Below are 11,548 nucleotides of genomic sequence, written 5' to 3'. Positions count from 1 at the left end.
TGGCGGTGGTGACGATCACCCCACCCGCTTGTCCCGTTCGATCACGGCGTACGCGCTGTGGTTGTGGATCGACTCGAAGTTCTCGGCTTCGAGCGTGTAGGCCACGATCCGGTCGTCGGCGTTCAGCCGCATGGCGATGTCGCGCACCAGGTCCTCGACGAACTTCGGGTTCTCGTAGGCGCGCTCGGTGACGAACTTCTCGTCGGGGCGCTTGAGCAGGCCCCACAGTTCGCACGACGCTTCTTCCTCGGCCATGCGGACCAGCGTTTCCACGTCCAGGTCGCCGCCCAGTTCCACCTGCATCGTGATGTGCGAGCGCTGGTTGTGCGCGCCGTACTGCGAGATCTTCTTCGAACACGGGCACAGGCTCGTCACCGGCACCAGCGCGGTCAGGAACAGCCGCGTCTGGCCGTCGCGGCGCTCGCCGGCCAGCGTCACCTCGTAGTCCAGCAGCGACTGCACGCCCGATACCGGCGCGATCTTGCTGATGAAGTACGGGAAGGTGACCTCGATGCGGCCGGCATCTGCCTCAAGCCGCACCAGCATGTCGTCGAGCAGCGCGCGGAAGCCGGCCAGGTCCAGCGGCGCGCGGTTGTCCTCCAGCAGCGCCACGAAGCGCGACATATGGGTGCCCTTCTGGTCGGCCGGCAGCCGCACGTCCAGGTTGAACGTGCCGACGGTGCCGACCTGGCCGGCGGGCGTCTTCAGTGTCAGCGGATATCGCACGCCCTTCACCCCCACGCGCTGGATCACGATCTGGCGGGTATCGACGCTCGACTGCACGTCGGGCATGACAAAGGCGGGATGGATGTCATTCATCTACGGTTTCCTCCAGGACGCCGCCAGGGGGTGGCGGCCATCCTTACGGTCGCGGCGTTTTCGCAGGATTTCTCCACGCCGCGCAACGAGTGTGAAACGGCGGGTCCAGGCGTCATGCTGTCGGCGCCTGCCCGCAGTTGCGAACACGAAAATGGGAATCGCGATTTTACGCAAGATTGGAAGCCACTGCCGATGCGCCGCCCCCTTCCGCGTATTTCGTGCAGCGAATGGGCGGGCGATGCAGCGTCCTGCCATGTGCCGGTGCCCAAAAGCAAAGCGGCGCGGAAGATCCGCGCCGCCGGGGCCGTGCCAGTGCCGGGTGCCGGGCGTCAGGCGACGCGCGTGGCCACCTTCACCGGCTGGTCGGCCAGGCCAAAGCGCTCGCGCACCGCGCGCTCGATGCCCGCCGCGTCCAGCCCGCACTGCGACAGCAGGAACGCCGGATCGCCATGGTCGATGAACCGGTCGGGCAGGCCCAGCACCAGCGTCGGCACCTCGATGCCGGCCTCGGCCAGTGCTTCCAGCACGGCGCTGCCGGCGCCGCCCATCGTCGCGCCCTCTTCCACGGTCACCAGGTAGTCGTGGTCGGCGGCAAGCTGGCGCACCAGGTCCACGTCCAGCGGCTTGACGAAGCGCATGTTGGCCACGGTGGCGTCCAGCGCGTCGGCCGCGGCCAGCGACGGGTGCAGCATCGACCCGAACGCAAGGATCGCCACGCGCTGGCCGGCACGCGCCTGGCCGGTGCGGCGGATCTCGCCCTTGCCCACCGGCAGCGCGGTCAGCGCGGCCTCGGTGGCCACGCCCACGCCGGCGCCGCGCGGGTAGCGCACGGCGGTCGGGCAATCCTGCTGGAACGCGGTGGTCAGCAGCTGGCGGCACTCGTTCTCGTCAGACGGCGTCATGACCATCATGTTCGGGATGCAGCGCAGGTACGGGATGTCGTAGGCGCCGGCGTGCGTGGCGCCGTCGGCGCCGACCAGGCCGGCACGGTCCAGCGCGAAGACCACGGGCAGGTTCTGCAGCGCCACGTCGTGGATGAGCTGGTCATAGCCGCGCTGCAGGAACGTCGAGTAGATCGCCACCACGGGCTTCAGGCCCTCGCAGGCCAGGCCGCCGGCAAACGTCACTGCGTGCTGCTCGGCGATGCCGACGTCGTAGTAGCGGTCCGGAAAGCGCTTCTCGAACTCGACCATGCCCGAGCCCTCGCGCATGGCCGGCGTGACGCCGATCAGGCGCGGGTCGGCGGCGGCCATGTCGCACAGCCAGTCGCCGAACACCTGCGTGTACGTCTTGCGCGACGGCTTGGCCGCCGGGCGGATGCCCTCGGCCGGGTTGAACTTGCCCGGGCCGTGGTAGAGGATCGGGTCGGCCTCGGCCAGCTTGTAGCCCTGGCCCTTCTTGGTCACCACGTGCAGGAACTGCGGGCCGTGGCCTTCCAGCGCGCGCTGGCGGATGTTCTGCAGCGTCGGGACCAGCGATTGCAGGTCGTGGCCGTCGATCGGGCCGATGTAGTCGAAGCCGAATTCCTCGAACAGCGTGGCCGGCACGACCATGCCCTTGGCATGTTCTTCCAGGCGCTTGGCGAACTCCAGCACCGGCGGCGCCACGGACAGCACCTTCTCGATGCCCTTCTTGGTCGCCGCGTAGAACTGGCCCGACAGCAGGCGCGCCAGGTGCTTGTTCAGCATGCCCACCGGCGGCGAGATCGACATGTCGTTGTCGTTGAGCACCACCAGCAGCGGCAGGTCCTTGTAGACGCCGGCGTTGTTCATGGCCTCGAACGCCATGCCGGCCGTCATCGCGCCGTCGCCGATCACGGCGATGCCCACGCGCTTCTGGCCCATCGTGCGCGCGCCCAGCGCCATGCCCAGCGCGGCCGAGATCGACGTGGACGAGTGCGCAGTGCCGAACGTGTCGTACTCGCTTTCCGAGCGGCGCGGGAAGCCCGAGATGCCGCCGTACTGGCGCAGCGTCGACATGCGGTCGCGGCGGCCGGTCAGGATCTTGTGGGGGTAGCTCTGGTGGCCCACGTCCCAGACGATGCGGTCGCTGGGGGTGTCGAACACGTAGTGCAGCGCGATGGTCAGCTCCACCGTGCCGAGGTTGGACGACAGGTGGCCGCCGGTCTGCGAGACCGATTCGAGCACGTAGGCGCGAAGTTCGTCGGCAAGCGTGCCGAGCTGGCGGCGGTCCAGCTTGCGCAGGTCCGCGGGGTCGTCGATGTTGTTGAGCAGCGTGTAGGTCATGGTGTCCGTTCGGCCGCCGGATTCTCGGTGTCCGGCTTGTCAGTTCAGTTCGAGCGCAGCACGATCAGGTCGGCCAGTTCGGCCAGCCGGCCGGCGCGTGCGCCAAATCCCGCCAGCGCCTCGTGGGCGTCGGTGCGAAGCTGGGCGGCCAGCTCGCGTGCAGCATCCAGACCAAGCAGCGACACGTAGGTCGGCTTGTCGTTGGCGGCATCCTTCCCGGCGGTCTTGCCGAGCGTCGCCGTGTCGGCGGTCACGTCGAGAATATCGTCCACGACCTGGAACGCCAATCCCACGGCCGCCGCATACCGGTCCAGCGCGGCCAGCCCGGCCGCGTCGATGCTGCCGCACAGGGCGCCCATGCGCACGCTGGCGCGCAGCAGCGCACCGGTCTTCATGCGGTGCATGCCTTCCAGCGCGTCGCGGGTCATGGACTGGCCCACGTTCTGCAGGTCGATCGCCTGCCCGCCGCACATGCCCACCGATCCGGACGCCGTGGCCAGCTCGGCCACCAGCTTCAGCCGCGCCTCGGCGCCCAGCGCGGGCGTCTGCGCCAGCACGATGAACGCCTGCGTCTGCAGCGCATCGCCCACCAGCAGTGCCGTGGCTTCGTCGTAGGCCTTGTGGACCGTCGGCCGGCCGCGGCGCAGGTCGTCGTCGTCCATGCACGGCATGTCGTCGTGGACCAGCGAGTAGGCGTGGATCATCTCGACGGCGCAGGCGGCCGCGTCGCAAGCCTCGGATGGCGCATCCGCCACCTCGCCCGCAGCGTGGACCAGCAGCGGGCGCACCCGCTTGCCACCGCCGAGGACAGCATAGCGCATGGCTTCATGCAAGGTGTGGGGAATTGTGTCCGTGGACGGGAGGGCCGCGTCCAGGGCAGCCTCGGTCCGGGCGCCCTGCGCCCGCATCCAGGTAGCGAAATCACTCATTCGAAGTCTGCGCCGTTATTGTTGTCGGGACGGGATTCGCCGGCCAGCGGCTTCAGGGCGTCGCCTTCCAGTACCTTGACCTGCTGGGCCACGCGCTCCAGGCTCTGCTGGCAGAAGCGGACGAGTTCGGCGCCCCGGCGGTAAGCGGCCAGCGACGCCTCCAGCGGCAGCTCGCCGCTTTCCATGCTCGCCACCAGCGTTTCCAGCTCGGCCATCGCGGCCTCGTAGGAAGCCGGCGGCACGCTGGCGGACGGCGTATCGTCGGGCTGGACCGGGGCGGTCGTCGTTCTTGGCATGTCGGGCCTTGTTCAGGGGAATTCGGGATTTTACGCCAAACCAGGGCCGGGCCGCAGAACAGTGTTATCCACAGGGCGGATGGCCGGCGTGCGGATACGCCACATAACCGGTGCCCGTGACAGGGAAGTGACGTGTGCGCCCGGGTCGTCTTTCCGAATGCGCCCGAAGGGGCACCTCCGTGACGACCCGGGTCGACTTTTTCGCTAAAAAGTCAAAAAAATCAGTCCCTTAATTTTTGGGCTCGGGTACAATCCCCGGCTCGTCGGCGAGTTCAGATCCGTTGCGTCCAGGACGCATTTTTCTCTGCCTCAGGGCGGGGAACCGGCTCCGGTTTCGCTCGTCTGACACGGTTTCCCAAATCGATTCCTATTTCGATGGTTGGGTTGTTCACTGCTTTCGCCTGTCATAGGGAGTGGGGATAATGTCCAATCTCAGCACCGCGCTCAAGCTCGCGCCGGCTGATTCGCAGTTGCCCGTCGACGTCTATTTCGATGAGGCGCTGCATCAACAAGAACTCGAACTGCTGTTCCGCAAGGGCCCGGGCTACGTCGGCCACGCGCTGATGGTGCCGGAGACCGGCGACTTCCAGACGCTGGCCGCCGAGGACGAGGGCCGCATGCTGGTGCGCAACCCGGACGGCATCGAACTGCTCTCCAACGTCTGCCGCCACCGCCAGGCCATCATGATGAACGGCCGCGGCAACGCCAAGAACATCGTCTGCCCGCTGCACCGCTGGACCTACGACCTGCAGGGCGAACTGCTGGGCGCGCCGCATTTTGCCGAGCAGCCCTGCGTGCGCCTGAACCGGTCGCCGCTGCAGAACTGGAACGGCATGCTGTTCGAGGGCCAGCGCGACGTCCGCGCCGACCTGGCGCGCATGGGCGTGGCCGAGGACCTGAATTTCGACGGGTACATGCTCGACCACGTGGAAGTCCACGAGTGCAACTACAACTGGAAGACCTTCATCGAGGTCTATCTGGAGGACTACCACGTCGTGCCGTTCCACCCGGGGCTGGGCAGCTTCGTGTCGTGCGACGACCTGAAGTGGGAGTTCGGCGAGCAGTACAGCGTGCAGACCGTGGGCCTGCACAAGGGCCTGCAGCGCCCGGGCAGCCAGACGTACCAGAAGTGGCACGACGAAGTGTTGCGCTTCAACAACGGCAAGCTGCCCAAGCACGGCGCGATCTGGCTGACTTACTACCCCAACATCATGGTGGAGTGGTACCCGAACGTGCTCTGCATCTCCACGCTGCACCCGCTGGGCCCGCGCAAGACGCGCAACGTCGTGGAGTTCTACTACCCCGAGGAAATCGTGCTGTTCGAGCGCGAGTTCGTCGAGGCCGAGCGCGCCGCCTATATGGAGACGTGCATCGAGGACGACGAGATCGCCGAGCGCATGGACGCCGGCCGCCTGGCGCTGATGAAGCGCGGCATCAGCGAGACCGGCCCGTACCAGTCGCCGATGGAAGACGGCATGCAGCACTTCCACGAGTGGTACCGGCGCGCGATGGACTACAACAAGCGCTGAGCCGCCGCAATGACGGGCACCAGCCGCCCGCCGCCGCTGTGGACGACGAGAAACGGACCGTGAAAACGGTCCGTTTTGCATTGGAGCGGCCGGCAAAGCACTGATAGAATCGCCACTTAATCGTTGCCGATACAACGATTTTCGGTTTTGCCCCTCCCTTCGCCCCCTTACACCTTTCTCGCCCCGGTTTCCGCCATGCAATCGCTCTGGATGTTGTTCGCCGCCTTCGCCTTTTCGTTGATGGGGGTGGGGGTCAAGCTGGCGTCCGAGCAATACACCACTGGCGAGATCGTGTTCTACCGCAGCCTGATTGGCGTGACGATCATGTGGGTGCTGCTGCGCTCGCAGGGTGTGTCGGTGCGCACGCCGCACATGGTCACGCACATCAAGCGCAGCCTCTTCGGGGTGACCGCCCTGCTGCTCTGGTTCACGTCGATCACGCTGCTGCCGCTGGCCACGGCGATGACGCTGAACTACATGTCGCCGGTCTGGATCGCGCTGATCCTGGGCGCCGGCGCCGCGCTGGCCGGTACCGCCGGGGCGGCCGACAAGAAGCTGATCGGCGCCATCCTGCTGTCGTTTGCCGGGGTCATCTGCCTGCTGCAGCCGTCGGTGGGCAAGGACCAACTGGCCGGCGGCATGATCGGGCTGGTCTCGGGCGTGTTCACGGCGCTGGCCTATGTCGAAGTCCGGCAACTGGGGCAGCTTGGCGAGCCCGAAGGCCGCATCGTGTTCTATTTCTCGGGGGTCGGGCTGGTCTGCGGGCTGGTCTGGATGCTGTTCACGGGCCTGAGCACCCATACCTGGCACGGCGTGGGCCTGCTGCTGGCCATCGGCATCCTGGCCACGCTGGGCCAGACGTCGATGACGCGCGCCTACAAGCGCGGCAATACGCTGCTGACCGCCAACCTGCAGTACGCGGGCATCGTGTTCTCCAGCCTGTGGGGCATCCTGGTCTGGAACGACCAGTTGAACTGGGTGTCCTGGCTTGGCATGGCGCTGATCGTGGCCAGCGGCATCGCCACCACGCTCACGCGCGCCCGCGACACCGACAAGCATCCCACCCCGGCCACGCCGGTCAAGTCGCCCGAGGCGGAAGTGCATCCCGAGGTGTGACCGGCTGCGCGGGCCGTCCGGGCTGTCCAGGCCGTTGCGGTGTAGCATTGTCGGCGCACTTTTCCTTACCGACACGGGTTCTCCATGCCATCTCCGCTGATCTCCGCCACCGAACTCCATGACCTGCGGCAACAGGGCCGGCCGGTTGTCGTCGTCGACTGCTCGTTCGACCTGACCAACCCGGCCGCCGGCCGCGAGATGTACCAGCAGGAACATCTTCCGGGCGCCTTCTACCTGCACCTGGACAACGAACTGTCGGGCCCCAGGACGGGCTTCAACGGTCGGCACCCGCTGCCCGATGCCGAGATGTTCGTGGCGCGGATGCGCGCGCTGGGCGTCGATGACGATGCGCTGGTCGTGGCCTACGACGCGCAGGGCAGCATGTACGCGGCCCGGCTCTGGTGGTTGATGCGCTGGGTGGGCCACGGCGCCGTGGCCGTGCTCGATGGCGGCAAGGCTGCCTGGCTGGCCGCCGGACTGCCCCTGGAACCAGGCACGACGCCCGATCCGGACGCCGGCGGCAGCCTGACGCGCCGGACGTCGCTGGTGCGTACCGTCGATGCCGCCACGCTGGTCGACAACCTCGCGCAGCCGTCGCTGCTGGTCGTCGATGCCCGCGCGGCCGACCGCTTCCGCGGCGAGAACGAGACGCTCGACCCGGTCGGCGGCCATATCCCCGGCGCCGCCAACCGCTTCTTCAAGGACAACCTGGGCCCGGACGGCCGCTTCAAGCCCGCCGACCAGCTCCGCGCCGAGTTCGGCCAGGTCTTCGGCGGCAAGGCGCCGGCGCAAACGGTCATGCAGTGCGGCTCGGGCGTCACGGCCTGCCACAACCTCCTGGCGATGGAAGTGGCCGGCCTGACCGATGCGGCGCTGTACCCGGGGTCGTGGAGCGAATGGTGCGCCGACCCGCAGCGGCCGGTGGCCACCGGTACCGGCACCTGAGCCGGCACCTGAGCCGGCACGGCGGCGTCAGTTCGACGCCGCTTCGGTGCCGGTCTGCGAGTGGCGATGGGCGTGCTGCTCGTGCACGCCATTGGTGATGAAGACGATGGCCGCGATGCCCGCCGCCACCAGCACCACCTGCACGGCCGATTCCTTCAGGCGCGGCCGGCGCTGCATCTGCGGCATCAGGTCGCTGACGGCGATGTAGACGAAGCTGCTGGACGCAATCACCAGCACGTACGGAATCCAGGCCGTCAGCTGGTCCAGCAGGAAATAGCCGACGATGCCGCCCAGGATGGCCGCCAGGCTCGACAGCAGGTTGAACGCGAACGCCCGCGCCTTCGAGAAGCCGGCGTTCAGCAGCACGATGAAGTCGCCCACCTCCTGCGGAATCTCGTGCGCGGCAATGGCCAGCGCGGTCACGATGCCGATATGCGGATCGGCCAGGAACGCCGCCGCGATCACGATGCCATCGGCAAAGTTGTGGAAGGTGTCGCCCACCAGGATGGTCAGGCCGCTGCGGCCGGCTTCCTCGCGGTCGTGGCCGTGGTGGTGATGGTGCCCGTCGCCCTCGTGGTGGTGCGAGTGGCGCAGCAGCGAGATCTTTTCCAGCAGAAAGAACCCCAGCAGCCCGGCCAGCAGCGTGCCGAACAGCGCGCGCGGGTCGGCGCCGGACTCGAACGCCTCGGGCAGCGAATGCAGCAGCGCCGTTGCCAGCAGCACGCCCACCGAGAAGCTCACCATGCGCTCCACCACGCGCGAGGCCACGGTCAGCGACAGCAGCGCGGCCCCGAGGATGCTGCCGACGCCCGAAATCGTCGCCGCCAGCAGGATGTACAAAAGCGTGGAATGGATGATGAACTCCCGGACCGGCCCCTGCCCGACCACCGGGCAGTCGTCGCCGACTGACTACGCCAGCGCTTTAACGCAACATGGTTGCAAAAACGCGAGAGTCGGCATTGTACGTACCTCTCCACCCTCTTTGCAATCACCCGCGCGCCGGCAGGGCCAATGCGGCCCGCCCCGTCAGGCCACGTGATGCTGGCGGAACCACGCCAGGCAGCGTTGCCAGCCATCCTTGGCGGCCGCCTCGACGTAGCTGGGCCGGTAGTCGGCATGGAATGCGTGGCCGGCGTCGGGATAGACCACGAACGTCGACGCCTTCGCGTTCGGGTTCGACGATTCGGCCAGCGCCGCCTTCATCTGGGCCACGTGTTCCTGCGTGATGCCGGTGTCCTTGCCGCCGTAGAGGCCCAGCACCGGCGCGTGCAGGTCGCCGACGATGTCCACCGGGTTCTTCGGCTTGAGCGCGTTGGGCTGGCCGACAAGCTGGCCGTACCACGCCACGCCGGCCTTCACGCGCCGGCTGTGGGCCGAGTACAGCCACGTGATGCGCCCGCCCCAGCAGAACCCGGTGATGCCCAGCCGGTTCACGTCGCCGCCGTTGGCCGCCGCCCAGGTCACGCAGGCGTCCAGGTCGCCCATGACCTGGGCGTCCGGCACCTTCTGGATGATGTTGGCCTGCAGTTCCTGGATCGTCCCGTAGCTGGTCGGATCGCCCTGCCGCGCGAACAGCTCCGGCGCGATGGCCAGGTAGCCGAGCTTGGCAAAGCGGCGGCAGACATCGGCAATATGTTCGTGGACGCCAAAGATCTCGCTGATGACCAGCACCACGGGCAGGTTTTTCTTGCCCTCGGGCTGGGCGCGGTACACGGGCATGCTGAAGCCGCCCGACGGCACGGTGACCTCGCCGGCGGTCAGCCCCTGGAAGTCGGTCTTGATGGTCTGGGCGGTCACCGGCAGCGCGGCGGCCGCGAAGGCCGAGCCCAGCGCGGTCTTGACGAAACTGCGGCGGTCGAACGTCTGACCGGGAACGAGGCTTTCGACTTCGGGCTTCAGCATGAGGGTCTCCTGGGCATCGGGGGCGCCGCGCCCAAGTGACGTCCGCGCGGCGGCGTCGATTCTAAGCAAACATGGTCGGCAACGCACGCGCCGCCGGCCAGCGGCTCAGTGCAGCTTCACGCGCGGGCTGGTCTTGCTGCGCAGCCAGTGCGTCATGGTGTCCAGCCCCATGCCGATCGCGCCATGCAGCGCCAGCACGTGCATCCGGTACAGCGACGTGTACATGAAGCGCGCCATCAGCCCCTCGATGAACATCGACCCGCCGATCAGGCCACCCATCAGGCTGCCCACGGCGCTGAAATGGCCCAGCGACACCAGCGAGCCGAAATCCTTGAAGCCGAACTTCGGCAGCGGCTTGCCGTCCAGCCGGGCCCGCAGCGCGTCGTACAGGAACGTGGCCTGCTGGTGCGCGGCCTGGGCGCGCGGCGGCACCGTGGTCTGCTTCTCGGGCCACGGCGCGGCGGCGCAGTCGCCGAACGCGAAGATGTCGGGATCGGTCTCGGTCTGCAGCGTCGGGCCCACCACGAGCTGGCCCATCTTGCTGACGGGCAGGCCCAGCGTGCGCAGCACGCCGGGGGCCGTGATGCCGGCCGCCCAGACCGTCAGGTCGGCGTCGATATGCTTGCCGCTGGCCGTCAGCACCGCGTCGTGCGTCACCTCGGTCACGCGCTCGGACGTGAAGACGTCCACATCCAGCTTGCGCAGCAGCTTGGTCGTCTCGGCCGACACGCGCTCGGACAGCGCGGGCAGGATGCGCGGCCCGGCCTCGATCACATGGATACGCACGTCGCGGCGTGGGTCAAGCTGGTGCAGCCCGTAGGCGTTCAGCACGTGCGCGGTGTTGCGCAACTCGGCCGACAGTTCCACGCCCGTCGCACCCGCGCCGATGATCGCCACGTCCACGCGCGGCCGGCCGTCCTGGCCCACGCGGCCCTTGCCGTTCTGGGCCCGCACGCAGGCCGCGATCAGCCGGCGGCGGAAGCGCTCGGCCTGGTCGACCGTATCCAGCGCGATCGCATGCTCGGCCGCGCCCGGCACGTTGAAGAAATGGGTGATGCAGCCGATGGCCAGCACCAGCGTGTCGTACGGCAGGTCGCGCGCGGGCAGCAGTTCGGTGCCGTCCTGGTCCAGGCAGGCGGCCACGTGGATGCGCTTGCCGGCGCGGTCGATGCCGGTCAGCTCGCCCTGCTGGAAGTCGAAATGGTGCCAGCGCGCCTGCGCCGCGTATTCGAGCTGGTGGGTGTTGGGGTCCATGCTGCCGGCGGCCACCTCGTGCAGCAGCGGCTTCCAGATGTGCGTCGGCATGCGGTCGACCAGCGTCACCTGCGCGCGGCGCGACTTGCCCAGCTTGTCGCCAAGCCGCGTGACAAGTTCGAGTCCGCCGGCGCCGCCGCCCACCACGATGATCCGGTGCGCTTGCCCCGCAGGACGCGGCGCCGCGATCTGCGGGCCGCCGGAAGGTTTGTCGATGGGAGTGGGGGCGCTTTCCTCTCTGCCTGTTGCGTTGCTCATGGTCTACCCGATGTTTTCAATTTGAAAACCGGTGCAGGCCCCTGCGGCGTCTTTCTGTTGTGGTCTCGCACCGCGAGGCCGATGTTCTGCGTGCGGCTGGCGGCTGCGGCCAATCCGACGGGATGGCTACCAGTGTGCTGCAGAGCAGCACCGGCTGGCAAGCGGTCAGCCGTCGATTCAGACAGTACTTCTTTGCATACATCGGCATCGCACGGGAGACAGCGGAATAACGGGGCGCGGCGGCCCCTGCCGCC

General features: G+C 67.9%; 10 protein-coding genes. 3 read left to right on the top strand and 7 right to left on the bottom strand.

Going from position 1 to position 11,548, the window contains the following annotated elements; translation table 11 throughout:
- Positions 1-15: 15 nt before the first annotated feature.
- The 4 genes from folE2 to EHF44_RS09935 form a co-directional block, all read right to left on the bottom strand.
- Entirely contained in the window at positions 16-819 is an 804-nt protein-coding gene (folE2, locus tag EHF44_RS09950) for a GTP cyclohydrolase FolE2 (protein ID WP_124683597.1), read from the bottom strand.
- 329 nt (positions 820-1,148) lie between these two features.
- The gene (gene dxs, locus EHF44_RS09945) at positions 1,149-3,065 is read right to left on the bottom strand and encodes a 1-deoxy-D-xylulose-5-phosphate synthase (RefSeq protein ID WP_124683596.1); all 1,917 of its coding nucleotides are present in this window, start codon (positions 3,063-3,065) and stop codon (positions 1,149-1,151) included.
- Between the two features lie 44 nt (positions 3,066-3,109).
- Complete coding sequence (locus EHF44_RS09940) at positions 3,110-3,994, bottom strand: polyprenyl synthetase family protein (RefSeq protein WP_124683595.1); 885 nt, start codon at positions 3,992-3,994, stop codon at positions 3,110-3,112.
- Positions 3,991-4,290 carry an exodeoxyribonuclease VII small subunit gene (locus tag EHF44_RS09935; RefSeq protein ID WP_124683594.1) on the bottom strand — a complete coding sequence of 100 codons (300 nt, stop codon included), beginning with the start codon at positions 4,288-4,290 and terminating at the stop codon, positions 3,991-3,993. Before EHF44_RS09935 ends, EHF44_RS09940 begins: the two co-directional genes overlap by 4 nt.
- A 422-nt stretch (positions 4,291-4,712) precedes the next feature.
- On the opposite strand from EHF44_RS09935, the gene EHF44_RS09930 reads away from it, so the two are divergent.
- The 3 genes from EHF44_RS09930 to EHF44_RS09920 all read left to right on the top strand — a co-directional run bounded on the left by EHF44_RS09930 (position 4,713) and on the right by EHF44_RS09920 (position 7,880).
- Complete coding sequence (locus EHF44_RS09930; protein WP_124683593.1) at positions 4,713-5,819, top strand: aromatic ring-hydroxylating oxygenase subunit alpha; 1,107 nt, start codon at positions 4,713-4,715, stop codon at positions 5,817-5,819.
- A gap of 195 nt (positions 5,820-6,014) precedes the next feature.
- Complete coding sequence (locus EHF44_RS09925; protein ID WP_124683592.1) at positions 6,015-6,935, top strand: DMT family transporter; 921 nt, start codon at positions 6,015-6,017, stop codon at positions 6,933-6,935.
- An 84-nt stretch (positions 6,936-7,019) separates the two neighbouring features.
- The gene (locus EHF44_RS09920; protein ID WP_124683591.1) at positions 7,020-7,880 is read left to right on the top strand and encodes a sulfurtransferase; all 861 of its coding nucleotides are present in this window, start codon (positions 7,020-7,022) and stop codon (positions 7,878-7,880) included.
- A 27-nt stretch (positions 7,881-7,907) separates the two neighbouring features.
- On the opposite strand, the gene EHF44_RS09915 is transcribed toward EHF44_RS09920, so the two are convergent.
- The 3 genes from EHF44_RS09915 to EHF44_RS09905 form a co-directional block, all read right to left on the bottom strand.
- Positions 7,908-8,768, bottom strand: coding sequence for a ZIP family metal transporter (locus tag EHF44_RS09915; RefSeq protein ID WP_124683590.1), 861 nt, complete (start codon positions 8,766-8,768; stop codon positions 7,908-7,910).
- A gap of 138 nt (positions 8,769-8,906) precedes the next feature.
- Positions 8,907-9,782 carry a dienelactone hydrolase family protein gene (locus EHF44_RS09910; protein WP_124683589.1) on the bottom strand — a complete coding sequence of 292 codons (876 nt, stop codon included), beginning with the start codon at positions 9,780-9,782 and terminating at the stop codon, positions 8,907-8,909.
- A 105-nt stretch (positions 9,783-9,887) separates the two neighbouring features.
- Positions 9,888-11,294 (bottom strand): NAD(P)/FAD-dependent oxidoreductase, encoded by a 1,407-nt coding sequence (locus tag EHF44_RS09905; RefSeq protein ID WP_124683588.1) that lies wholly within the window; start codon positions 11,292-11,294, stop codon positions 9,888-9,890.
- Positions 11,295-11,548 lie beyond the last annotated feature (254 nt).

The organism is Cupriavidus pauculus (assembly GCF_003854935.1).
In the GTDB taxonomy this organism is placed as follows: domain Bacteria; phylum Pseudomonadota; class Gammaproteobacteria; order Burkholderiales; family Burkholderiaceae; genus Cupriavidus; species Cupriavidus pauculus_C.
This window is presented reverse-complemented; position numbering and strand designations above follow the sequence as displayed.